The organism is Streptomyces deccanensis, from assembly GCF_022385335.1.
Classification (GTDB): domain Bacteria; phylum Actinomycetota; class Actinomycetes; order Streptomycetales; family Streptomycetaceae; genus Streptomyces; species Streptomyces deccanensis.
Genome location: NZ_CP092431.1, coordinates 1457841 through 1481221, shown reverse-complemented (window position 1 = coordinate 1481221; position 23381 = coordinate 1457841). Strand labels below are relative to the sequence as shown.

Here is a 23381-nt window from a genome sequence, read left to right as displayed (position 1 = left end):
CCACATATCCATCGGCGCCGCTTCTGCTCGACATCCGGATCTCTTCCGCCGCTCCCGACGAGACATCGACTTACGCCGCGCGGAGACCAGGGGCGTGACCCGCCACCAGTCGCCGCGAGACGAGATACCCGCCCAGGTCGGCGGGTATCTTTCTGTGCCCCCGCACACCCTCCACCGCCAGGGGACACCGGCTCCGCCCCCGTACTCCCGGCAGCGGCGGGAGACGTGGTGAGCCCCCTCGGGCCCGGCCCCGGGAGCACTCCCGGGGACCGGACGCTCGGCGCTCTCGTGACCGGCCAACTGCTGCGCCTCTGCGAGGCGTCGGGGCTCGGCCGCACCGACGCGCGGAACTACGCGCGTCTACTGACCGACTCGCTGGGGGCGGTGGCCGAACGGCCCCTGGATCTGCCGCCCCCGTCCCTCAGTTTCCTGTCCGACGACTCCACCCCGGTGGAGTACTCGCTCTCCCTCACACCGGGCGCGCCCCCGGCGATACGGGTGCTGCTGGAACCGGGCTGCGGGGCCGGCGGTCTGCGGGACAACGGCCTCGAAGGTCTGCGCGCCGTCCGTGCGATGGCACGGCGCTGGGGCTTCGCCACCGACCAACTCGACGTACTGGAGGACCTGTTCCTCCCCGCCGACCCGCAGGGCCCCCTGGCGCTGTGGATCGCGCTGGAGCTGCGTCCCGGCGGCGTCCCCAAGATCAAGGTGTATCTGAACCCGTCGGCGTCGGGCGGGACCCGGGCCGCCTGGACGGTACGGACGGCCCTGGACCGGCTGGGCCACCGGCACGCCTTCGACGCGCTGCCGCCGGCCGACGGCTATCCGTTCTTCGCGCTCGATCTGGGCGACTGGGCGGCGCCCCGGGTGAAGATCTACACCACGCACTGCGACCTGGCGGTGGCGGACGCCGGCGGGCTGTGCCGGATGGAATCCGGGCCGGACAGCACGACGTTGGAGGAGTTCCTCCGGACGGCGGGCGGCTTCGACGACGGCACGGACAGCCACCGGGCGCTGCAGCGGGCCCGGTTCGACCGGCGGCCCGTCCTGTCGTGCCACTCCTTCACCCGGACGAGCGGCGGCCCCACCGGCTTCACCCTCCACGTCCCGGTCAGGGACTACGCCCGCGACGACGCGGAGGCACTGCGCCGGGCCCGGGCCGTCCTCGGCCGGCACGGGCTGGACCCCCACGCACTCGACCGGCCGCTGGCCGCCGTCACCGGACGCCGGCTGACGGACGGGGTGGGGCTCGTCGCGTACGTGGCGCTCGCCCACGAGCAGGGCAGACCGGCCCGGGTCACCGCGTACGTCTCCTCGGAGGCCTACGCGGTCCGGCCGCCGAACGATGGCCCGCACATCGATCACGAACCATTCAGCACCATGTCAGGAGCAAGAACCCCTATGGAGCCCTACCGCATCAAGGTCGTCGAGCCCATCGCGCTCACCACTCGGGAACAGCGCGAGGCGGCGCTGGAACGGGTGCACTACAACCTCTTCGACCTGCGCGCCGAGGAGGTGACCATCGACCTGCTCAGCGACTCGGGCACCGGCGCCATCTCGGCCGCGCAACTCGCCGCTGGCATGGAGGGCGACGAGTCGTACGCGGGCTCGCGCTCCTTCTACCGCTTCCACGAGACCGTGACGGAACTGACCGGCTACCGGCACATCCTGCCCGCCCATCAAGGGCGCGCCGCCGAACGCATCTTGTTCAACACGCTCCTGGAGCCGGGCGGCATCGTCCTCGCCAACACCCACTTCGACACGACCCGGGCCAACGTCGAGCTTTCGGGATGTCAGGCGCATGACATTCCGTGCGTGGAGGCCCGTGACCTGGACAGCGAAGTGCCCTTCAAGGGCAACATCGACCTGGACAGACTCCGGCAGACCCTGGAGGGACCGGACGGCTCCCGGGTCCGTGTGGTGATCATGACGCTCACCAACAACGGCGGCGGGGGCCAGCCGGTCTCCATGGAGAACCTGAAACAGACCGCCGAGATCTGCCGCCGACACGGCGTCCCGATGATCCTGGACGCCGCCAGGTTCGCCGAGAACGCCTGGCTGGTGACCCGTCACGAGGCGGCCTACCGGGATCGCACCCCGCGCCAGGTCGCCGAAGAAGCGTTCCGTCTCGCCGACGGCTGTGTGATGAGCGCCAAGAAGGACGGCATCGTCCACATCGGCGGATTCATCGGACTCAACGACCCCGAACTCGCCGAGAAGTGCGAACGCCTCCTCATCGCCACCGAGGGCTTCGCCACCTACGGCGGTCTCGCCGGCCGCGACCTCGACATGATGGCCACCGGCCTGCTGGAGGTGACCGAGCCCGCCTACCTCGCCGAGCGCGCCGACGTCGCCTCCCACCTCGCCGACCGCGTCCGCGCGGCGGGCGTCGACCTGCTCGAACCCCCGGGCCTGCACGCCCTCTACCTCAACGCGGGCCGCCTGCTCCCGCACATACCGCCCCACCACTACCCGGGCCACGCCCTCGCCTGCCGCCTCTACCTCGAAGGCGGCATCCGCTCGGCCGAGCTCGGTTCCCTCTACCTCGGTGAGGAGGACGAGGACGGCAACCCCATCAAGAGCGCGCCGTACGAACTGGTCCGGCTGGCGCTCCCGCGCCGGGTCTACACCCGCAGCCACTACGACCATGTCGGCAGGACCCTGGAACGCATCGCGAAGGAGGCGGAGTCCGTCCACGGCTACCGCATCGTGGAACAGTCCCCGATCCTGCGGCACTTCCGCGCCAAACTGCAGCCGGTGACCGGCTGAGCGGGCAGTGGTCGCCCCGCGCCCCGAGCGGGGCGACCACTGCCGGGCGCGGCCCGGGGCGGGCGAGCGGCCCGTCGGGTCAGCCCATCCGGATCACCATGTACGTCTCCCCCTCTGCGGGCGGCCGAGTCCAGGAGCCGGTGGTGAACGTGTGCAGCCGCCCGCGCGTGATGGCGTGCCGAGGCAGGTGGACGCCGAACTCCGCGGCCACCGCTTCCAGCAGCGCGCGTTCCGTCTCGGCGCCGCCCCTCGGCCCACCGGAGAAGAAGCGGCTCGGATCCAGCGCCGGCGGTATCTCCCCGCTCTGCCTCACCTCTCCGTCGGCGTAGGTGAACGCGTACTGCTCGGCGCCGTCCCGCGCCACCGAGAGATGGAAGTACGCCTCCTCGTGCCCCCTCCGGAGGCCGCTCCACACCACCACCGCGCGGGTGCCCGCACTGGCACGCGGGGCCGGGGAGACGAACCGCTGCCCGCCGAACGGGGCGGGCTCGCCGTCGAAGGCGAAGCTCCAGCCGGGGCCGGCCCGCCCCACCGACACGACAGCCCTGTCGTCGTAGGACGAGAACTCCCTCCGCCCGGCCAGCCACCTGCGGCGTGCCTCCCAGAAGGTGAGGGGTTCGCTCAGCTCGGCGCCGCCTCCGGCTCCGTCCTTCTCGCTGTCGCTGTCGCTGTCGCTGTCGCCGTCGCCGTCGGTGTCCGTGAGACGTCGGGGCAGGTCCTCCGGATCCACCCCTTCCACCAGGACGAATCGGAAGGTTCTGCGGTTGTTGCCCGGGTCCGGCTCCGCGAGCCACGCCAGGCCCCCGGGGTCGAGCGGAGTCGTCGGCGTCGGTGCCTCACCCACCCGTCCGCCCCTCGGCGTGGAGAGCAGCTCGCGGCCACGCTCCGGGGTCGCGAGCGGCCCGAGCAGGGGGTCGGCCACCCATCCCAGGGGCGCCAGATGGTCCGGTCCCAACGGCTCCCACAGGGGCACGGCGTCCCTCAGCACCTGCCACGCCCCGTCGGTGTCCCCCCACCGCGCCAACTCCCGCGCCCGCTCGACCGCTTCCCCGAACGGTCCGGTCGCCGTGTACCGATAGGTGCCGCCGCGCACCTGCTCCAGCGTCGCGTGGGCCAGCGCCAGCAGGTCGTCGTCGGCGCCGCGCAGATGGTAGGTCAGCGTGGAGTCGTCCCGGTACGAGTGCGACGCGTGCTCTGCGACCAGCGGCGGCAACAGCTCGGACGCGTACCTCGGATCCGTCACCAAGCCCTCGAAGTCCACCCCCGAGCTCTGCCCGAGCAGGCGCCGCAGCTGGTCCCGCAGCCCGGCGGCCCGTGGTCTGCCGTACTCCTTGGCCTCGTCCAGTGCCTGCGCGGCCCGCTCCCAGTCGCCGCGCAGCGCATCCGTCCGGGCCTGGTCCACCTGGGCGTCCAAGCGGCGTGTCGTGTCGTTGACGAACTCCGGCTCCCCGTCGCCCCCACCGGCCCTGAGGCTGTGGAACTCCCGGTACATCTCCCGCATGAACGCGGCGAAGTCGGCGTGCCGCTCGGGTGGCGCGGCCCGCCAGCTCGACCACGTGTACACGGCCCACTCGCCGTTCTCGTCGACGTCCTCGGGATCCAGCAGGACGTGGGTGACGTCGGACTCGACGTCGAGTTGCAGCCCCCGCCGCCAGAGGTCGGCCTCCTGCCGTTCCTCGGGCCCGGCGTCCTCGTCCAGGTACTCCTCGAAGAGGTCGGCGAGTCCCGACGCGTTGTCGTGCCAGCGCGCGTGCCCGGTGCCCGCCAGCAGCCACACGAAGCCACCCGCGTGCCGCCATCCGTCGCTCACCGCGAGGAACTCCCGGTACGACGGGGGCATCCGTCGGCCGAGGCGCTCCTCCATGGCCGTGATCCGCTCCTCGGAGGCGGGCGGGAACCCCAGCCACCGCGCCCGCCGGGCGGTCTCGTCGTCCTCGTCCCGTGCCTCGTCGTCCGGCAGGGAGTCCGCCCACTCCTCGCTCCACGCGCGCAGGAAGGACTGCCAGTCGAATGCCACGGTGTCGGTCTCGGTCATGTCTTGGATGCTGTCACCCACCACTGACAACGGGCCGCGATCGGCGACCCGCGGTCCGGGCGTCGGCGAGAGGTCAGAGGCCCTGGGGGAGGAAGACGGCGTCGGGGGCCTGGACGGTGTCGGACGGCCGTCGCCCTCGGGCTGCAGCAGTTGCTTGTGGGCGACCTGGTGGGCGGGGTCGGCCGGGTCCCGGTCGGCCCAGCCACGGAGCTGGTGGGGCACCTCGTGCCAGGCGATGCTGACGCCCAAGTCCTGGGGCACAGTGGTCTCTTCCAGGAACTCGCGGTGCAGCCGGACCGCCCCGTCCCGGGCCAGACGCAGCCGCTCGGCCGGACGAGATCGCCAGAGTGACCCGGCAGCGAATCCGGCTCCAGCGCCCCATGGCCGGCTCGGCCTGGGATTGGAGTGCACAGTGGGGCTAATCGGGTGATAGTGGCTATGGGGGGGAGATTTTCCTCGTTCTCGCTCTGTTCGATCGTTGAGGGAGAAACCATGCCACAGGACGGTAACGGCCAGTACGCGTACACGGATGCAGAGGATCCGGCCGAGCGGACCAGCATCTTCGCCCCGGACCAAGACCCTCAGGTTCCCGGCGAAGTGCTCGTCAAGATGACACTGGACGCCGCGGAACAGGTCTCGGCCCCCGTGCCGACCGGTCGCGCGCGGGGGTCGCTCGCCGCAGTCACCCGACTCGGCGTCGATCCGCTCGACCAGGCGTTCCGCGACATCGGGGTCCGGTCCGTGACCCGGCTGCATCCCCCGCCGCTTCCCACCCGCGCAGGGATCACGAGTGTCGCGCAGCAGACCGACCTGAGTGCCTCCTACCGTGTCCGCTTCGACCCGGCCCAGAGCGTCTCGCAGGCGGTTCAGCGGCTGAGTGGTCTGGGAGAGGTCGCGGTTGCCGAGCCCAACCGCTGGCGTGAGCAGGCCGCCGTGATTCCCAACGACCCCCTCTTCGCGCAGCAGTGGGGGCTGAAGAAGATCAACTGCCCGCGGGCGTGGGAGCGGAGCAGAGGCAGTGACGCGATCACGGTCGCCGTCATCGACACCGGAGTGGACCTCGACCATCCCGAACTCGCGCCGCTCCTGCGGCAGGGAAAGGACTTCGTCGATCTTGGACCGGACCCGGTGGCCCGAGAGGGCTGGGTGTTCGAGGGCGACTTCCTGGGTGTGGATGACCTTCCGCAGGACGAGGTGGGGCACGGTACGCATGTCGCCGGGACCATCTCTTGTCGCTCCGACAACCGCGAGGGTGTGAGCGGTGTGACGTGGGAGTGCCGTCTGATGCCCGTGCGAGTGCTCGCCCGCATCCGCCGACTTGCCGACGGCGTCATCAGCGGCGTCGGCAGCGCGGCAGACATCGCGGCGGGTATCCGGTGGGCGGTCGACCATGGTGCCCGGGTCCTCAATCTCAGCCTCGGCGGCCGTGTGGCCACAGAAGTCGAGCGCGACGCGATCGCCCATGCCATCAGCCGTGACGTGGTCGTCGTGGCCGCGATGGGCAACAACTTCGGGCCGGTGGTCACCTTCCCGGCAGCCTTCGACGACGTCATCGCCGTGGGCGCCACCGACCTGCTGGACCGCAAGGCGCCCTTCTCGAACACCGGTCCGCACATCGATGTGTCGGCGCCCGGGGTGAACATCCTCAGTACGTTCCTGGACGACACGTTCTCCGCATCGGACGGCACATCCATGGCCTGCCCGCATGTGGCCGGAGTCGCGGCGCTGATGCTGTCCCGCGATCCCTTCCTGAGCGCCGACGACGTCCGCACCATCCTCCACACCACGGCAAGGCCGCTGCGGCGGCTCCCCACCGACCCGGTGCCCAACAATCAATTCGGTTTCGGCCTGGTCGACGCGGACGCGGCACTCGCCGCCCTCGTCTGACGACCGTCGTGGTCCGATCTGCGCAACCTCTCGCGCTGCTCGCCGAGCGACCCACCCCCCTCGCTCGGCGGGCAGCCGTCGGCCGGTGCACATGACCCCGGAGTCGGCAGCGGGTCTGCCCGGCCATCAGAGCGCTCTGCCGAGGCTCGCGGGCCTTCACGTACCCGGGCCGCTGGGGTAGCGCATGACATCGGGTTCGGCGTCCATCACACCCTCGGTGCCACGAGCAGCGTCCACCGCCGCGGAAACGTCGACCCCGTCCGGAAAGAGCGCCACGGCCCGGTCGGGCAGCGACTCACGAGGAGCCTGTACCCGTTCCGCTCCCGCCGCTTCCAAGCCCTCGGCGACAGCTGACCAATCCGTGTCCTGAGCAAGCTTCACGATGACACGCACCGACATGTCCACCTCCTGCGGTTTCGGCCTGGAGACCTGTTTACTCCACCCTCGCCGATCCGCATCCCGCGCGCGACGACCGGTGGGCCGCTCCAGTCGGCCGCACTCGGCGAGCCGCACCAGGGCGGGGTGGTCGGTGGGATGATGCCGCGGATCAGCGTCCGTACCGGCGGCCGGGTACGAAGCGGTACCAGAACCAGCGCGCTGTGACGTTGTGTGACTGCTGTGCCGGTCGGTGCATCCGGATGCAGAGGGGCGCGGCAGGGGTCGGCGCAGCGTCAGCAGATCAGTCCCCGGCCCTGCCTCCTCGGGACCGCTGCCGGTGTGGCCCTCGCGGTGCTCACAGCGGACGCATCAGCCGTGCGCGCGTACACCGGCGGCGAAACGGTATGCGCCCAGTCGCGGTGGACGCGTTCGACGGAACCACCCGTACCGGCGACGCGCGGGTGAAGGCGGGCCTCGTGGCCGGTGACCGCGCAACCGCCCGGATCGCCGACCGCCGCCGCGACGGCGCACAGCGAAACAACGGCCGACTCGCTGACAGCGCAGACAGGTTGCGGGAACCCACGAGGCCCCCGCAGTCCCCGGGCCGCCATGGCACATCCGCACACGCTCTGGGGCCCGCGCATGGGGCCGATCGGCCCCATGCCAGGGGGCCTGAGGCCCTCCAACACACCATCCCTGACTGGGAGGGTGTAGCCAGTTGCTCCGTGCGCCCGACCTGCCTCAGGAGGTACGTCCCATGTCACCCACCGTCACCGTAGGGCTCGACGGCTCGTCCGAGAGCCGGGCCGCCGCTGAGTGGGCGGCCCGTGAGGCGCGGTTGCGGGGGTTGCCGTTGCGGCTGGTGAACGTCTGGGAACCGGCGCCGACGCCCATGGCTCTGGCACCCCTGGTGGGCGTGGAAGCGCAACAGAAGTGGCCGGAGCGGCTCCTGCGCGAGGCGACCGAAGGGCTGCGGCTGCGCCACCCCGGCGTGGAGGTCGTCGCGGAACAGCTCACCGGGCGACCGGGCGAGGTGCTCACCGAGGCGGCCGAGGAGGCTGAGCTGCTGGTCTTGGGCTCCCGTGGGTTGAGCGGCATCGGCGGGTTCCTAGTCGGCTCGGTCGGCCAGGCTGTCGTCGCGCGCACCGAGCGGCCCGTGGTCCTCGTACGGGCCGGGGAGGCGGCCGCTGACGAGCACGTCATGGACCCGGCAGGCATTCCGTCCGCCGCGACCTGGTACCGGCCCGTCGTCCTCGGGCTCGACACCGGGCACCCCCACGAGGCGGTGATCGAGTTCGCGATCGACGCGGCCATGCGCCGCGCCACCACGCTGCGGGTCGTCCACGGCTTCACCCTGCCGCCGTATCTCGCCTACGGGCTGCCCGACGACCCGGAGCTGAACGCCCTGATCGCCGCGGAACGGGCGTCCGCGCTGACCGAGGTCCTGCGTCCCTGGCGCCAGAAGCACCCGTCCCTGGAGATCGTCGCAACGTCCCGGGCCGGCAAGGCCGCCGACCAACTGGTGGCCGCCTCGGACGACGCGTCCCTGGTCGTGGTCGGGCGCCGGATCCGCCGCTCTCCGTTCGGCGCCCACATCGGACCCGTCACGCACGCGGTACTGCATCACGTCGCTGGCCCCGTCGCCGTCGTCCCGCACGACTGAGTCGCCCGGCAGAGCCGCACGAGGATAAGAGGAAGGGACAGCAAGGGAGATGAGGAGCACGGAGTTGCCCCTGGTCGTGGGCGTGGACGGCTCTGAACCGAGCCTGCGGGCGGTGGACTGGGCGGTCGACGAGGCCGCCCTGCACGGTGTACCGCTGCGGCTGGTGTACGCCTCCCTGTGGGAACGGTACGAAGGCGCCGCCCTCGCGGAAGGGTTGGGCAGATCCTCGGAACAGGTGCTGGCCGACAACATCGTCGAGGCCGCCGCGAACCGGGCCCACCGACGGGCCCCGGACCTGAGGATCACCACAGCGATCCTGCCCGATGACGCCGTCAGCGCACTCCTCGACGAGGGCCACCGCGCCCGCGCACTCGTCATCGGATCGCGGGGCCGCAGCGGTATCGCCGAGCGGCTGCTCGGCTCGGTCAGCCTGGCCGTCGCCGCCCGCGCCCGCTGCCCGGTGATCGTGCTGCGGGGCGCCCACGACGAACGACGCACGCCTCGGACCTACCAGCGCATCGTGCTCGGTGTGGGTGAGGAACCGGGAAACACGGCAGCCGTGCGCTTCGCCTTCGCGGAGGCGGCAGCCCGCTACGCCACCCTGCAGGCCGTACGGGCCTGGCGCCTCCCCACACACCCGAGCACCGCCCATGCCCTGCCTGCCGGAGAGCCAGCCCCTCATCCTGAGCAGCAGGCCGCCGGGACTCTGGACGCGGCCCTGTCCGACGCGGCGGCCGCCCACCCGTCCGTGCCGGTGCGCCGGCGCACCGTCGAAGGTCCCGCCCACCAGGTGCTGCTGGCTGCCTCGGCCACCGCCGATCTGCTCGTCGTCGGCGCCCGGCGGCGCCACGGACACGCTGGGCTCCAGCTCGGCAGGGTCGCCCACGCGGCCCTGCACCACTCCTCCTGCCCAGTGGCGGTCGTACCTCAGTGGACCTGACCGGTTCAGCGGCTCGCCGCCTGACCGGGGCGTTGGTCCGCGCGCCCGGATGACAGGTGCGACCGGGACCGGCACCCGAGTGGGTACCACCCGGCTCAGTTCCGCCGTCGCGGATCAGGAACGTGGCAGCGGTATCGCGGCGAGCGCCGCGATACCGCTGCCACCAGATACGCCTTCGCCCGCACACAACTCCTGGTTCTGGCCTGTTGATCGGGAACCGCACCTCATCAGCGTTTCCGGTGACGGTGAGCGCCGTCAGTGGGCCGTTGGTCAGCCTGATGGGCTGAATGGCCCGCCAGGAACGACGTCGGATCGGTGGACCGTCACCGACCGGGCCCGTACCGACCGCGGACTCACGCCGGGTGAGAGTCCGCCGTCGGGCCGCTTCCCTCGGAAGACGCGGGGAACGATTCCAGGGCCGCCGCGCCACGGCGGGGCCGCCGTCCGGTGGGTCGTTGCGTCCGGCGCGGGCCGCCTTGTCGATCTGGCGGCGCGGACGGTCCTGGAGCTCGTCGACGACATCCCGGCCGGTCCTCTTCGGCGAGCACGACAACCCCTCGCCGTCCGACGTGCAGGGCGGCCGTCGCCGTCCAAGCACGGTCCGCGTGGTGAGCGGCCACTCGCGTGATCCGTACCTCGCGTCCACCTCGCCTTCCGAACGCGGCAGCACGGTGGGGGCGGCGGACTGGCCGGCACACCTCCCCGGGACCGGATGGCACACGGTGCTTCGGCCGAGGCTGGGGCCGTCGGGTCGGTGCTCGCTTGGTTTCGCTCCGCTCGCACACCGCTCTGTCGTCGGCCTGCGGCGCCGGCGGGGACCTGTCGGCCCCATGGGGCCTATCGGCCCCCGAAGGGGGACCTGCGGTCTCTGCACCGTGCCGTTCTCCCGCCACCACTCTGGGACCGGAACCCCGATTCAGGAGGTGGACATCAATGTCCCGCACCGTCACCGTGGGCCTCGACGGCTCGCTCGAGAGTCGTGCCGCTGCCGAATGGGCGGCCGGCGAGGCGCAGCTGCGCGGCCTGCCGTTGAAGCTCGTTCACGTCTGGGAGCCGGTCCCGGAGCCCATCGCGCAAGCCCCGCTCTTGGGCGCCGAGACGCAAGCGCACTGGAGCGAGCGGATTGCGCGCGAGGCGGCCGAGGGGCTCCGTCTGCGCCACCGGGGCGTGGACGTGACCACGGAGCACATCCCCGGCAGGCCGACGGACGCGTTGGCCGAGGCGGCGAAGGGCGCCGAACTGCTGGTCCTCGGCTCCCGCGGACTGAGCGGGATAGGAGGCTTCCTCGTCGGGTCCGTGGGCGCGGCCGTGATCGCTCGCACCGAGACTCCCGTCGTCCTCGTGCGATCCGGTGAGCAGGCCGCCGACGAGCACGAGACGGACGCCGAGGACCTCCCGTCCGCCGCCACCGCGTACCGGCCCGTGGTGCTCGGCCTCGACACCGACCACCCCGATGACACGGTGATCGCTTTCGCGTTCGAGGAGGCCGCCCGCCGTGGCTCCGTACTGAAGGTCGTACACGGCTGGATCCTGCCGCCCTACTACGTCTCCAGCCTGCCTGCCGCGCCCGAGGTGGGCGTGGAGCTGGGCCGACAGGAGGCCGCCGTCCTGGCCGAGGTCCTGAGCCCCTGGCGGCAGAAGTACCCCGACGTCGAGGTGGTCGAGGTGTCCCGCCCCGGCAGCCCCGCCAACCACGTCGTCGACGCCTCCCGCGAGTCATCGCTGGTCGTCGTCGGCCGCCGGATCCGCCGCAGCCCGATCGGTGCCCACATCGGACCCGTCACGCACGCGGTACTGCATCACGCCGTCGCCCCTGTCGCCGTCGTCGCGCACGACTGAACGCACCACCTGAGGGAGTGGAGATCATGAACGCACCGGCCGAACGAGCCCTCTTCGGGCCCCTGGTCGTGGGCGTGGACGGCTCCGAGCCGAGCCTGCGGGCGGTGGACTGGGCGGCCGACGAGGCCGCACTGCGCGGGGTGCCGCTTCGGGTGGTGTACGCCTGCCTGTGGGAGCGGTACGAGGGTGCGGCACTCGCCCACGACATCGGCAGGCCGCCCGCGGTGCCTCTGGCCCAGGACGTCGTGGGCGCCGCCGCTCAGCGGGCACGCTCCCGGCATCCCGACCTGAGAGTGACCTCAGACGTGGTGTTCGAGGAGCCGGAGTACGCCCTGGTGCGCGAGGGGAGGAACGCCGCCGCGCTGGTGGTGGGCACCCGCGGCCGCAGCAGCGTCGCCGAGATGCTGCTCGGGTCCGTCAGCCTCGCCGTCGCCGCTCACGCCGACTGCCCGGTGATCGTGTTGCGCGGTAGTCACGACAACCGGGCGACGCCCCCGGTCCACGGTCGCGTCGTCGTGGGCATCGGAGATGAGGCGAAGGAGTCGGCGGTGGTGAGGTTCGCCGCCGAGGAGGCCCGGCGACGCGGCGTGCCCCTGGAAGCCGTACGGGCCTGGCGGTGCCCCGCGCACGAGACCACCGACCACCCGCTGATGGCCGGTGAGCCCGCCCGCCTGCACCAGCGGCGGGCGGCGGAGGAACTGGAGGCGGCCTTGCAGGACGTTCCGGCGAACGTCATCGTGCGCCGGCGTACCGTGGAGGGCCACGCCCGCCGGGTACTGGTCGACGCCTCGCACGAAGCTGACCTGCTCGTGGTCGGTGCCAGGCGTCGCGAGGGACTCTTCGGGCTCCAGCTCGGTCGGGTCGCCCACGCGGCGCTGCACCACTCGGCGTGCCCGGTCGCCGTAGTACCGCACCAGGTGCACGAGGCCTGACCGGCGCCTCAGGGGCTCGCCGCGTGGTCCGGGGCGTAGGTCTGCGGACCGAGCGGCGGACCACCGCACGGGAGCCGGCGGCGTCCCGAGCGTCGCGCGGCGATCCTCGCACGGCTATGACAACCGGACGCACGCCCTCTGAGCCTGGTCGCGGACGGCTGACAGCCAGCCGTTTGACCCTTGCGTGTGCCATGATCCGCGCGACCTGCGCGACCTGCGCGACCTGCGCGAGCGTCGCGTCCGCGTGGACGGTCAGGGCCGCGAGGCCATCAGCTCCCCGGCGGTCACGCTGCCGGCCTTGGCCAGGTCGGACAGGCGCCGCAGCTGGGCGTACCGGTCGGGGTCACTGTCGCGGAACTCCTCCCGGGCAGCAGCACATCATGCCTCCGGGAGCGCTGTCGGTTCGCGACGTCGTTGTCGTTGTCGTTGTCGTCACAGGAGGCTGCCGCTGCCGTAGGGGGCGTACAGGTCGAGCAGTCGGATGCGGGTCGAGCGAAGGCGGTGGGCGAGAACGCCGCCCACCCACTGGGCGACGCTCGCGCCCAGCTCGGGGTCGTCCTCGCACATCGAGCGGATCGCGGTGGCGTCGAACTCGTAGGCGCGCACCGGGCTGGTCGACTCGGCGCCCAGGTGCCAGGTGTGCGGGGCGAACAGCCAGGACCAGCCGACGAGTTCGTTGTGCCGGAGGGTCTGGATGACGGCGGCCCTGCGACCGGGCACACGCATGTCGAGGTCGACGCTGCCGGTACGGATGATCCAGAATCGGTCGGCGCGGCCGCCCTCCTCGAAGAGCCGGGTGCCCTGGGGGAACGACACCTCCCGGGCAAAGCGCATCAGCCGCTGCCGGTGCTCGGTGGGCAGCGCCTGCAGCATGCCGGCTGTGGCGAGAGCGTTCATGACGTGCCTCCAGTCAGGGCGTACGAACCTGCCACTTGCAGCGTGCGCCTGTGTCCTGGCCGGGCGATGGGCCACCCGGCCCCGCATCCGGGCCTCCCGACCCCGAATCCGGGCCCATCGGCACCCTGTGCCGGAACAGTTCCGGTCGTTCGATGGAGAGCAGGGACGACCAGGTGGAAGGGGGGTGTGCAGAGTGGCTACGGCACCGACCTCCGAGTTCTGGAAGCTGTTCGCGGTTCTACTGGTGGTCTCCACGGCGGTCACTTTCGTGCTGAGAGCGGTGCTCGACGCGCTGGCACCGCGGACGCGGTGGCGTCGTGTCGACCGCCGACCGGCCATCGCGGAGGGGTGTTGAGGACTGCCGTGGCCCGGGCACCCGCCCTCGATCCACAACACCCAGCCCTGGCGCTTCCGCCTGGATGCCGAGTCGGCCATCTTCCAGGCGCGCGCCGCCCCGGAACGCGGCCTGCGTCACACGGACCCGGCGGACCTTGCCCTGCATCTTTCGGTGGGGGCGTGGCCGCTGAATCTCCGGGTCGCGATCGCGCACCCTGGGCGGTCGCTGGTCGCTGGTCGCTGGTCGCTGGTCGCTGGTCGCTGGTCGCTGGTCGCTGGTCGCTGGTCACCCGTTTGCCGTTCTCGGACCGGCCGCTGGCACCGTGTCCGCGCAGAGAACCTGGCGAAGCCGCCCGCGCGGAGGGCGCGCGGCTGTGGTTCCCCGCCCCCCGGTCCGCTGATCAGCCCGCAGCGACGGCCACGGGACACGCCGGTCCGATCACCTTCCCCACGCCTTACGTCCCGCCCCGTCCGGCCGGACCCCGGGGCCCAACGGCCCGGCGGGACGGGACGTAAGGCATGCCGACGGGTTCCATCGGCCTCTGCCCACGGCGTCCGCGGACGATGAGCATCCTTCGTGGGCGCCCGCCACGAGGACACCCGGCGCACGGAACAGAAGGGAACGGACAATGACTGATCGTCATGTGGTCGTCGGAGTGGACGGTTCACTGGTCGCCGTACGGGCCCTGGACTGGGCCGCCGAGGAAGCGGTGCGCCGCGGCAGCGCGTTGCGCGTCGTCTACGCCGTGGCCGACCGTGACGAGGCGGGGCCGGTTCTGGCGTCGGCCGCCGCGCGGGTGCACGAGCGTCACTCGGGTCTGCCGGTGGAGACCAGGGCCGTGGAGGGCGGCGCCGTGCGGGCGCTGGCGCGGGAGAGCGAGGACGCCGTCCTCACCGTGGTGGGCACCCGGGGGTTCGGCAGCGTCTCCGGCCTGTTGGCCGGGTCGGTGAGCTGGCGCCTGGCCGCGCACGCGCACGGTCCGCTGCTGGTCGCCCGCGGGGATCATCCCTGCGACGAAGGGCGGGAGGTGCTGCTCGGTCTGGAGAGCGAGGCCGACGAGGCCGCGGCCGCCTACGCCTTCCAGGAAGCGGCTCGGCGCGGGACCCGGCTGCGGGTCCTGCACGCAGCCACGCACCGGCACACCACACCCGAACTGCCCTCGCTGGTAGCCGCGACGAGCCCCGGCCAGGAACGCCAGGCCCGCGACGACCGGGCCGAGCAAGCCATGGCGCGGTTCAGCACCGCCCGGCTGAGGGAGGCGTATCCCGAGGTCGAGGTCGTCGGCCGCACGGTCCGCACCGGACCGGCCCACGCCCTGCTGGCGGGCACGCGCGAGGCCGGCGTCGTGGTCATCGGCGCGCGACGGCGTGCGGGCCGGGTCGGTCCACCGGTCGGCCCTGTCGCGCATGTCCTGTTGCAGCACTCCCACTGCCCTGTCGTGCTCGTGCCGGCGACCGGATGAGGGACACAGGGGTACCGGGATGGCCCGGTCGGCCCTGTCGGGCACCCGGCGGACCGGGGGAGGGTGGGGAAGTACGGACCCACATGCACCTCCGACCGACCCCGATCCGGAAGGGACCCCATGATGTCCGTTGACACGCCGCAGGCGCCGACCCAGCTCTCCGACGACGAGCTGAGGACGCTGGACGCCCACTGGCGCGCCGCGAACTATCTGTCCGTCGGCCAGATCTACCTCATGGCCAACCCCCTGTTGACCGAGCCGTTGCGCCCGGAGCACGTCAAGCCGCGCCTCCTCGGCCACTGGGGGACCTCGCCCGGGCTGAACCTCGTCTACACCCACCTCAACCGCGTCATCAAGGCCCGTGGCCAGGACGCCCTGTGCATCTGGGGCCCCGGTCACGGCGGCCCAGCCGTGGTCGCGGGCTCCTGGCTGGAGGGTTCGTACACCCAGACCTACCCCGACGTCACCCAGGACGCGGCCGGCATGGCCCGGCTGTTCAAGCAGTTCTCGTTCCCCGGCGGCGTCCCCAGCCACGTCGCCCCCGAGACACCCGGCTCCATCCACGAGGGCGGCGAACTGGGCTACTCCCTCTCCCACGCCTACGGCGCCGCCTTCGACAACCCCGGCCTGCTGGTCGCCTGCGTGATCGGCGACGGCGAGGCGGAGACCGGCCCACTGGCCGCGTCCTGGCACTCCGACAAGTTCCTCGACCCCGTCCACGACGGCGCCGTCCTGCCGATCCTGCACCTCAACGGCTACAAGATCGCCAACCCGACCGTGCTCGCCCGACTCCCCGAGCCAGAACTCGACGCACTCCTCCAGGGGTACGGCCACGACCCGATCCACGTCACCGGCGACGACCCGATCGCCGTCCACCGGGCGATGGCCGAGGCCATGGACACCGCCCTGGACAGGATCGCCGCCCTTCAGCGCGCCGCCCGCGAGGACGGCGCGACCGAGCGCCCTCGCTGGCCGGTGATCGTGCTGCGTACCCCCAAAGGCTGGACCGGCCCTGCCGAGGTCGACGGGCTGCCGGTGGAAGGCACTTGGCGCGCCCATCAGGTCCCGCTGTCCGCCGTTCGCGACAACCCGGAACACCTGCGGCAGTTGGAGGCGTGGCTGCGTTCGTACCGCCCCGAGGAGCTGTTCGACGAGCACGGCCGTCCCGTACCCGACGTCCTGGCCTGTGTCCCGGACGGTGACCGCCGCCTGGGCGCCACTCCGCATGCCAACGGTGGCCTGCTGCTGCGTGAACTGCCCCTGCCCCCGCTGGAGCGGTACGCCGTCCCCGTCGACAAACCCGGCGCCACCATGCACGAACCCACCCGTGTCCTCGGCGACCTGCTGGAAGACGTCATGCGATCCACCGCCGACCGGCGCGACTTCCGCCTCGTCGGTCCCGACGAGACCGCCTCCAACCGCCTCCAGGCCGTCTACGCGGCCAGCGGCAAGGCGTGGCAGGCCGACACCCTCGACGTGGACGAGCACCTCGACCGGAACGGCCGGGTGATGGAGATCCTGTCCGAACACACCTGTCAGGGCTGGCTGGAGGGCTACCTGCTGACCGGCCGGCACGGGCTGTTCTCCTGCTACGAGGCGTTCGTGCACATCGTCGACTCGATGGTCAACCAGCACATCAAGTGGTTGCGCGTCACCCGCCTTCTGCCCTGGCGCGCCCCCATCGCCTCCCTCAACTACCTCTTGACCTCGCACGTGTGGCGCCAGGACCACAACGGCTTCTCCCACCAGGACCCCGGCTTCGTCGACCACATCCTCAACAAGAGCCCGGAGGCCGTGCGGGTCTACTTCCCGCCGGACGCCAACACGCTGCTCACGGTGGCCGATCACGCGCTGCGCAGCCAGGACTACGTGAACGTCGTCGTGGCGGGCAAGCAGCCCTGCTTCGACTGGCTGACGATGGAGCAGGCCAAGGCCCACTGCGCGCGCGGCGCGGGGATCTGGGAGTGGGCGGGCACCGAGAACGGCCGCGAGCCGGACGTGGTGCTGGCCTGTGCCGGCGACGTGCCCACCCAGGAGGTCCTGGCCGCCGCCCAACTGCTGCGCCGGCACCTGCCCGAGCTCGCCGTCCGCGTCGTCAACGTGGTCGACATCGCCCGGCTGATGCCGAGCGAGGAACACCCGCACGGCATGGGCGACTTCGAGTACGACGGCCTGTTCACCAGGGACAAGCCGGTGATCTTCGCCTACCACGGCTACCCCTGGCTGATCCACCGCCTGGCCTACCGGCGTACCGGCCACCGGCACCTGCACGTGCGCGGCTACAAGGAGATCGGCACCACGACGACGCCGTTCGACATGGTGGTCCGCAACGACCTCGACCGCTACCGCCTGGTCATGGACGTCATCGACCGCGTCCCCGGCCTCGCGGTGCGTGCCGCCGCCGTACGCCAGCGGATGGAGGACGCCCGGCTGCGCCACCACGACTGGATCAGGGTCCACGGCACCGACCTGCCGGAGATCGCCGACTGGGCCTGGGACGGCTGACCGATGCCGACGAGCCCGGGCGGAGAGGGCCGTTCGGGGAGGGACGAGCATCATGGCAGTGCACGACCACCCCCACCGGCATCCTGGATTCCGCTTCCCGTCCCCGCACAGGGCGGGGACGGCATCCGCCTCCGCCGACGAGGCGACCGCCGCGCCGACGGCGACCCGTGCGTACGTGTTCGCCGCTCTTCGCCTGCTGACCGGTTTCGTCGGCTCACCCCGCTCCCTGTCAGCCCTCCTTCCCGTGTATCTGTCGTGCCGCCCCAGGAAGCGGAAGGCGCCGTCGGTGACCTGGTTCAGGAAGTTCATGTTCGCCACTTCCAGGAAGTGGGTGCTGCCCTCGACGAACCGGATCCGCTTGGCCACCCCGTGGTGGGTAGTGCGGAAGAGGCGTTCGGCGACCTCGCCGGGTTCGAACTCCGAGTCCGTGCCGAGAGAGTCCATGGCGCGGGCGATCAGGCCTACGGCGTCGTAGGCCTCGGCGGCCCAGCGGCCGGGGGGGCTCGTCGTAGCGTTCGCGGTGGGCCGCGGTGAACGCCTTCGCGGCCTTGGTCTGCGTGGCGGCAGGATCGGTGTGAGGAGCCTCGAACAACCAGCCCTCGGCCGTCTCGCCCGCCTCCTTCAGGAAGGCCGGGCGCATCACGAACTCGAAACCCATGCGCGGCCCGGTGAAGCCCGCGCCGGACAGCGCGCGGGCGCAGAGCGCGGGCCGGATCGGTGAGGTTCCCGTGTAGACGGCCGCCTGCGCCCGGGCAGTCAGGGCGGCGTCGACGGCTGGGCGGAAGTCGTCCTCGTCCTCCGCCACGGGGTGGACGGTGGCGGTTCCCTCGTTGGGCGGGGACTCGCGCAGGCGACCGGCGAGGTCCCAGGAGGTCTCGCCCCCCTCGCGGTCCTCGATGAGGGCGGTCCGGCGTGTGGGACGTACCCGGTGCAGATAGTCGAGGACCGATATGCCCCGGGAGAGTTCGGAGGCCACGGTCGCGCAGACGGTCGGCAGTTCGGGGTCGGGCAGTCCCACGGTCTCGGGTGCCAACGACACGAGGACGAGCGGCATGGACGCCTCCGTGTACAGAGGCGCCGCGGCGCGCACGGCGGTCGCGGAGGTGGGGCCGATCACCGCGAGGACCGCGGGGATACGGCCCGGAGCGGCGGGGCGCGGCTCAACGCGTGCTGTGCGCTCCCATGAGCTCACGGCCTGTGACCATCTCGGACTCGATTCGAACGAAGGCCGCGTCCTGCAAAGGCATCCAGGAGCTGGGTCCGGCCTGTGACAGGCGTTCGTGCTCGGCGGGGTCCCTCACCACGGAGGCCCGTCCAGTGACGACCACGCTCCAGCCGGACCGGGCAGCCGCGTCGAACTCGTCCGCCTCGAAGGCGACCACGACGCCGTCGATGGCGTGGGCGAGGTCCGAGTCGGGCGAGGTGCACAGCAGGACGGAGGCGTCGGTGTCCAGGGAGAAGTTGATGGGCAGGATCGCGGGCAGTGCCTGCAGGGTGTAGACCACCCGGCCGACAGGCACCTTGGTCAGCAGGCGCAGGCACTCTTGCCGGTCGAGTGCGCGAAAGGCGTCTTTCTGGGACATCAGTCCATGGTCCCCGCAGGCGCTGCGGGGAAATAGGGCCGACCGGCCCTCCTTTCGACCGAGCCCTACGGGAGCGACGGACGAGGCCACTGTCGCGCGGAGGCCGAGCCGGCACCGGTGCGCGGCGGTGGTGGTGGGAGTGGGGAAGGACGGCCGGGCCCGAACCCAGAACCTGCCTGTCCCTCGACAGGGACTCGTGCCCAGGGACCGACAACGTGGGCGCCTGGTTCCCGCCGGAGCGCCGCGGCCCTGCCACCGGCGGCTTCGGTGCCGGCATGGGAGGCGCCCCCGATCAGCACCCTTACCACTGTGAAGCCGGTCGACGCGAACAGCGTGGCCACCCGGTTCCTGATCACCGCCATGGTTCCGGCCGTCTACGCCGTGGCCGCCGCGCTGCTGGGCGGGGTGGCCCGGATGGCGGAGGTCGCCCGGGAGATCGTGACGTGCTCGGCCCGCACACCCAGGTGGAGGAGCACGGCCTGTTTCCCGCCCCGGCCGAGGACTTCCTGAGCAGATCGCTGCCTTGGAGGCCGAGGACCGCCGCATCGAGGCGGTGCCGATCGAGCCCGTCGGCGGCGCGACGCCCTCGCCGGCCGGCCTGGCCGGAGAGGCTGACGGAGACGGAGGCCCTGGTGCGCGACCACATCCTTCGCGACCGCCCTCCGCGATCGGGGACGGAACGCCGCAAGGGATCGGGCGTGCGGCCTCAACCGCTGGGCCCCACGGCCCCGTTCGGCAGAAGACGGCGAAATGGGGCTCAGGCGTGCGCCTGTACGGAGAGGGGCACCGTCCATTCCACGATGGTGCCGGTGGGATCGTTCGGCTTGATCGTGAAGCTGCCCCCGAGGTCGGTGGCGCGCCGACGGAGGTTGTCCAGGCCGCTGCGGCGGTTGACGGCCGGGTCGATGCCTGTGCCGTTGTCGGCGACGCGCAGGTGGAGCCGGCTGCCGTCCGTCTCGGCAGTGACCTCGACGGCGGTGGGGTGTGCGTGCCGGGCGGCATTGGAGAGTGCCTCGCGCAGCACTGCCAGCAGGTGCTCGGCGTGGTCGGCGGGCACGACGGTGTCCAGCAGGCCGGTCATGCGCAGGGCGGGAGTGAAGCCGAGTACGGCGGCAGCCTGGTCGGTCTCGGCCAGGAGTCTCCCGCGCAGACCGCCGCGGCTGTCGGCACGGTCGCGCTCGCGCAGTGCGTAGATCGTGCCTCGCACGGTCTTGATGGTGTCGTCGAGGTCGTCGACGACCCGCTGCACCCGCTCGGCCACCTGGGGCCGGTCGGAGATCCGGCCGAGCACCGAGTTCAGAGTGAGCCCGTAGGCGAACAGCCGCTGGATGGCAAGGTCGTGCAGGTCGCGTGCGATGCGATCGCGGTCGGTCAGGACCAGCAGTTGGTCGGCCTCGCGCCGGTGCTCGGCGATCTCCAGGGCCAGCGCGGCCTGGTCGGCAAAACTCCTGATCATGGCCATGGTGGCTTCGGAGAATTCTGTGCCGCCGATCAGGTTGGCGACCTGCAGGACCCCGCGGACGTGCTCGCCGCCGCCCAGGGGGAGCAGGAACCCGGGCCCCAGGCCGATCCGCGCCGCGGAGCCGCCCCCGGCCTGCGGTTCGTCGGACAGCGCACTGCTGGTGATCCGCTCGTTGGAGAGGTGGACCTTCGCGGCCAGCGTGGTGGCCGGCAGTACCAGCCCTTGGACCTGCTCGGCACCCTCACCGTCGGCGGCCTCGATCACCAGCTCGTCGCCGCCGTCGAACGGCACCGCCACCGTCACCAGATCCGCTCCGGACAGAGCCCTGACGGTCGAGGCGACCTTGTACAGCACCTGGTCCGGGTCGGTGCCCGACAGCAGGCTGCGGGTCAGGTCGCTGCTCGCCGCCAGCCACTGCTCCCGGCGGCGGGAGTCCTCGTACAGGCGGGCGTTGTCGATCGCGACGCCGGCCGCGGCCGCCAGCGTGCGCAGAACCGCCTCGTCATCGTCGTCGAACTCAGCCCCGCCGCGCTTGTCGGTCAGGTACAGGTTGCCGAAGACCTGGTCGCGCACGCGCACCGGCGCCCCCAGGAACGTGGTCATCGGCGGATGCCCGGCGGGGAAGCCGACGGAGTCGTGATGGCGGCCCAGGTCGGCCAGGCGCAGCGGCTCCGGTTCGCGGATCAGCAGCCCGAGGATGCCCTGGCCCTCGGGATAGTGCCCGATCTGCTCGATGGTGTCCTCGTCCATGCCGACCGTGATGAACTGCCGGATCTTCCCCTCTTCGCCGAGCACTCCCAGAGCCCCGTACCGGGCGTCCACCAGGGTCACGGCAGACTCGGTGATCCGGCGCAGCACCACGTCGAGATCCAGATCGGTGCCGATGGAGAGGACCGCGTCCAGCAGCGTGTGCACCCGGTCCCGTGTCGCGCGGACCTGTTCCACCTGGGCCTGTAGCCCCTCCAACAGCTCATCCAGCCGCAGCTGGGGCGCCGCCGGAACGCCCTTCCGCCGCTGTGCTGGACTCTCCGCCATCCCCGCTCCCTCCGGAAAAGGTGCCGTTCCATCATGCCCGAACGGCCCTGTCGCCGCCCGGACGCACTGTTGCATGCGGCTGTCGCGGCAGCAGGATCCTACGGCCCTCCGCACCCGGCCGAAGCGGATCACTGCTTGGCGGGCGGCCCGAGCGGTGCCGACGACGACCGGGCGGTGTCCGTCGCCGGATGCCTGCCACCAGTCGCCGCCGTCCGCGCACCACAGCCGTCCTGTAGCACCGGCGCCTCCGGAGGCGAGCAGGGGTCCGTCCAGCGAGAACGCCGAGGCTTCGACGCCGCCCGCGTGCCTCGCGAGCAGGGGCCCTACCGGCTTCCGAGCCACCGAATCCCGCAGCCATACGGTCCGGTCACGGCCCCCAGCGGCCGACAGGCACACGGGTCCCGCAGTCGCACGGCCTGGTCACGGCCCGCAGCCGCACCGGCGGGGCGTCGTTCGCTTTGGGAGTGGCTCACCGAGGACGTCGGCCGGTGGATCACCGGAGATCTGCGGGGGCTGATAGCCGATCACCCTTGGTGGACTGGGCTCTTCGTGGCCGGTGGACTGACCATGCTGCTCCTGCTCGGCAGAATCTGCGCTCAGTACTCGGTGGAGCCGCCTCACGGCCTCCCGTACGGTCGGTCCGTGATGATCACAACGGGCGACCCCCGCACTCTCGGCGTCCCTCCCTCCGAGGCACGGTTGCACTTCGATGCGGAGCCGCATGAGCTCGGCGGCGGGCCGCGACGTCGCTTGCTCATGGTCGACAACGAGCCTGCCTTCGAGCTCAGCTTCTTTTGCGGAACGTGCCCGCTCCTGTTTCGCCGGCTGGAAACCGCCAGAGAGAAGTTGTCCCTCGAGAACATGCAGGAACTGCTCAGCCGGCCACTGGACGATCCGGATGACGGCGGCGTGATCGATGCGTTCGGTGCGTTGCTGCCGGAGGGCGAGTACCTTCCGCTGCTCCTGAGCGTGGAACCCCAGCTGGTCATCCCCGGCAAAGACGGGGACTACTTCAGCGACGAACAGGTCACGTCCTGGGGGGTCGACCAGTTCTGGGGCCTGCCGGAGTACCCGCACACCCCGTACTACCGGACCTTCGAGACCGCGGTCGGCACGGATGCCCACCTCTACGAATTCGTCGTGCCCATGGTCCCTCCGACCTGGAACGAAAGGGAGCGTGTCGAGGAGTACATCGCGCTCATGGAACGGGGAACGGTTCCCACGGCGGTGGCCGTATCCACGCTGGACGTGTGCCGACCGTCCCTCGGCTCGGCAGATGACCCGTCGGCGCACTGGGGCCTGACCCACTTCCTCCTCGACGGCCACCACAAGCTGGAGGCCGCTGCCGCGGCCGGTCGGCCGGTGCGGCTCCTCTCCCTCCTCACCCTGGGCGAGAGCCTCGCCGACGCGAACGACCGCGCCCGGCTTCCTGCACTGCGCGGCCAATCCCGATCAGCTCGAGCGACCGGCACCTGAACCAGCATCCAGCCGCCCCGGAAGTCGTGGGACGGTCTTCTGACGGTTGTACTGAGCAGGGGCACGCGCGCTGGTGAAGTGATCGCGGCAAGTGTGCGCACAACGTTCGGTCCTCGGCGCCGTCTGATGGGTGCGCGGCGGGCGCGCAGGGGTCAGCCTGCCGTGGGGCCCTGAGGCGATT

Annotated in this window: 17 protein-coding genes; 11 read left to right on the top strand and 6 right to left on the bottom strand. The window is 71.7% G+C overall.

Annotated elements, in window-relative coordinates:
* The first annotated feature begins 228 nt into the window (after nucleotides 1–228).
* Nucleotides 229–2769, top strand: a complete 2541-nt coding sequence (locus tag L3078_RS06625; RefSeq protein WP_239751956.1) for a tryptophanase — start codon at nucleotides 229–231, stop codon at nucleotides 2767–2769.
* A gap of 79 nt (nucleotides 2770–2848) precedes the next feature.
* On the opposite strand, the gene L3078_RS06620 is transcribed toward L3078_RS06625, so the two are convergent.
* Entirely contained in the window at nucleotides 2849–4804 is a 1956-nt protein-coding gene (locus L3078_RS06620; RefSeq protein WP_239751954.1) for an SMI1/KNR4 family protein, read from the bottom strand.
* A gap of 492 nt (nucleotides 4805–5296) precedes the next feature.
* Between L3078_RS06620 and L3078_RS06615 the strand changes: the two genes are divergently transcribed.
* Nucleotides 5297–6691, top strand: a complete 1395-nt coding sequence (locus tag L3078_RS06615) for a peptidase S8 (RefSeq protein WP_239751952.1) — start codon at nucleotides 5297–5299, stop codon at nucleotides 6689–6691.
* A 156-nt stretch (nucleotides 6692–6847) separates the two neighbouring features.
* On the opposite strand, the gene L3078_RS06610 is transcribed toward L3078_RS06615, so the two are convergent.
* Nucleotides 6848–7090, bottom strand: a complete 243-nt coding sequence (locus L3078_RS06610; RefSeq protein WP_239751950.1) for a hypothetical protein — start codon at nucleotides 7088–7090, stop codon at nucleotides 6848–6850.
* Between the two features lie 736 nt (nucleotides 7091–7826).
* Here L3078_RS06610 and L3078_RS06605 point away from each other — a divergent pair.
* The 4 genes from L3078_RS06605 (at nucleotide 7827) to L3078_RS06590 (ending at nucleotide 12443) form a co-directional block, all read left to right on the top strand.
* On the top strand, nucleotides 7827–8732 hold the full coding sequence (locus L3078_RS06605; RefSeq protein ID WP_239751947.1) for a universal stress protein: 906 nt from the start codon (nucleotides 7827–7829) through the stop codon (nucleotides 8730–8732).
* Nucleotides 8733–8781: 49 nt separating this feature from the next.
* Nucleotides 8782–9672 (top strand): universal stress protein, encoded by an 891-nt coding sequence (locus L3078_RS06600; RefSeq protein WP_239751945.1) that lies wholly within the window; start codon nucleotides 8782–8784, stop codon nucleotides 9670–9672.
* A gap of 933 nt (nucleotides 9673–10605) precedes the next feature.
* Nucleotides 10606–11511, top strand: a complete 906-nt coding sequence (locus L3078_RS06595) for a universal stress protein (protein WP_239751944.1) — start codon at nucleotides 10606–10608, stop codon at nucleotides 11509–11511.
* Nucleotides 11512–11537: 26 nt separating this feature from the next.
* Nucleotides 11538–12443, top strand: a complete 906-nt coding sequence (locus L3078_RS06590) for a universal stress protein (RefSeq protein ID WP_239751940.1) — start codon at nucleotides 11538–11540, stop codon at nucleotides 12441–12443.
* Between the two features lie 432 nt (nucleotides 12444–12875).
* On the opposite strand, the gene L3078_RS06580 is transcribed toward L3078_RS06590, so the two are convergent.
* Nucleotides 12876–13340, bottom strand: a complete 465-nt coding sequence (locus L3078_RS06580; protein ID WP_239751938.1) for a cyclic nucleotide-binding domain-containing protein — start codon at nucleotides 13338–13340, stop codon at nucleotides 12876–12878.
* Between the two features lie 193 nt (nucleotides 13341–13533).
* On the opposite strand from L3078_RS06580, the gene L3078_RS06575 reads away from it, so the two are divergent.
* From L3078_RS06575 to L3078_RS06565, 3 genes are all read left to right on the top strand, one after another.
* The gene (locus L3078_RS06575; RefSeq protein WP_239751935.1) at nucleotides 13534–13695 is read left to right on the top strand and encodes a hypothetical protein; all 162 of its coding nucleotides are present in this window, start codon (nucleotides 13534–13536) and stop codon (nucleotides 13693–13695) included.
* A 610-nt stretch (nucleotides 13696–14305) separates the two neighbouring features.
* Nucleotides 14306–15139: a universal stress protein gene (locus L3078_RS06570; protein WP_239751933.1), complete on the top strand. Its 834-nt coding sequence runs from the start codon at nucleotides 14306–14308 to the stop codon at nucleotides 15137–15139.
* 123 nt (nucleotides 15140–15262) lie between these two features.
* A complete protein-coding gene (locus L3078_RS06565) occupies nucleotides 15263–17644 on the top strand; it encodes a phosphoketolase family protein (protein ID WP_239760234.1) in 2382 nt (793 codons plus the stop codon).
* 229 nt (nucleotides 17645–17873) lie between these two features.
* On the opposite strand, the gene L3078_RS06560 is transcribed toward L3078_RS06565, so the two are convergent.
* Nucleotides 17874–18761 carry a type 1 periplasmic-binding domain-containing protein gene (locus L3078_RS06560; protein ID WP_275593219.1) on the bottom strand — a complete coding sequence of 296 codons (888 nt, stop codon included), beginning with the start codon at nucleotides 18759–18761 and terminating at the stop codon, nucleotides 17874–17876.
* Between the two features lie 43 nt (nucleotides 18762–18804).
* Nucleotides 18805–19227, bottom strand: coding sequence for a pyridoxamine 5'-phosphate oxidase family protein (locus tag L3078_RS06555; RefSeq protein ID WP_239751932.1), 423 nt, complete (start codon nucleotides 19225–19227; stop codon nucleotides 18805–18807).
* A gap of 309 nt (nucleotides 19228–19536) precedes the next feature.
* Here L3078_RS06555 and L3078_RS06550 point away from each other — a divergent pair, with 309 nt between their 5' ends.
* The gene (locus L3078_RS06550; protein WP_239751930.1) at nucleotides 19537–19737 is read left to right on the top strand and encodes a hypothetical protein; all 201 of its coding nucleotides are present in this window, start codon (nucleotides 19537–19539) and stop codon (nucleotides 19735–19737) included.
* Between the two features lie 247 nt (nucleotides 19738–19984).
* Here the strand turns inward: L3078_RS06550 and L3078_RS06545 are convergent, their stop codons facing one another.
* A complete protein-coding gene (locus L3078_RS06545) occupies nucleotides 19985–21724 on the bottom strand; it encodes a sensor histidine kinase (RefSeq protein WP_239751928.1) in 1740 nt (579 codons plus the stop codon).
* 645 nt (nucleotides 21725–22369) lie between these two features.
* On the opposite strand from L3078_RS06545, the gene L3078_RS06540 reads away from it, so the two are divergent.
* Entirely contained in the window at nucleotides 22370–23200 is an 831-nt protein-coding gene (locus L3078_RS06540) for a hypothetical protein (protein WP_239760232.1), read from the top strand.
* Nucleotides 23201–23381 lie beyond the last annotated feature (181 nt).

What these genes read in the sequence shown, in the direction of transcription:
- L3078_RS06545 (WP_239751928.1), bottom strand. Translation starts at nt 21,724, where the DNA reads ATGGCGGAGAGTCCAGCACAGCGGCGGAAGGGCGTTCCGGCGGCGCCC.
- L3078_RS06590 (WP_239751940.1), top strand. Translation starts at nt 11,538, where the DNA reads ATGAACGCACCGGCCGAACGAGCCCTCTTCGGGCCCCTGGTCGTGGGC.
- L3078_RS06595 (WP_239751944.1), top strand. Translation starts at nt 10,606, where the DNA reads ATGTCCCGCACCGTCACCGTGGGCCTCGACGGCTCGCTCGAGAGTCGT.
- L3078_RS06620 (WP_239751954.1), bottom strand. Translation starts at nt 4,804, where the DNA reads ATGACCGAGACCGACACCGTGGCATTCGACTGGCAGTCCTTCCTGCGC.
- L3078_RS06605 (WP_239751947.1), top strand. Translation starts at nt 7,827, where the DNA reads ATGTCACCCACCGTCACCGTAGGGCTCGACGGCTCGTCCGAGAGCCGG.
- L3078_RS06600 (WP_239751945.1), top strand. Translation starts at nt 8,782, where the DNA reads ATGAGGAGCACGGAGTTGCCCCTGGTCGTGGGCGTGGACGGCTCTGAA.
- L3078_RS06555 (WP_239751932.1), bottom strand. Translation starts at nt 19,227, where the DNA reads ATGTCCCAGAAAGACGCCTTTCGCGCACTCGACCGGCAAGAGTGCCTG.
- L3078_RS06610 (WP_239751950.1), bottom strand. Translation starts at nt 7,090, where the DNA reads ATGTCGGTGCGTGTCATCGTGAAGCTTGCTCAGGACACGGATTGGTCA.
- L3078_RS06580 (WP_239751938.1), bottom strand. Translation starts at nt 13,340, where the DNA reads ATGAACGCTCTCGCCACAGCCGGCATGCTGCAGGCGCTGCCCACCGAG.
- L3078_RS06565 (WP_239760234.1), top strand. Translation starts at nt 15,263, where the DNA reads ATGTCCGTTGACACGCCGCAGGCGCCGACCCAGCTCTCCGACGACGAG.
- L3078_RS06570 (WP_239751933.1), top strand. Translation starts at nt 14,306, where the DNA reads ATGACTGATCGTCATGTGGTCGTCGGAGTGGACGGTTCACTGGTCGCC.
- L3078_RS06615 (WP_239751952.1), top strand. Translation starts at nt 5,297, where the DNA reads ATGCCACAGGACGGTAACGGCCAGTACGCGTACACGGATGCAGAGGAT.
- L3078_RS06540 (WP_239760232.1), top strand. Translation starts at nt 22,370, where the DNA reads ATGATCACAACGGGCGACCCCCGCACTCTCGGCGTCCCTCCCTCCGAG.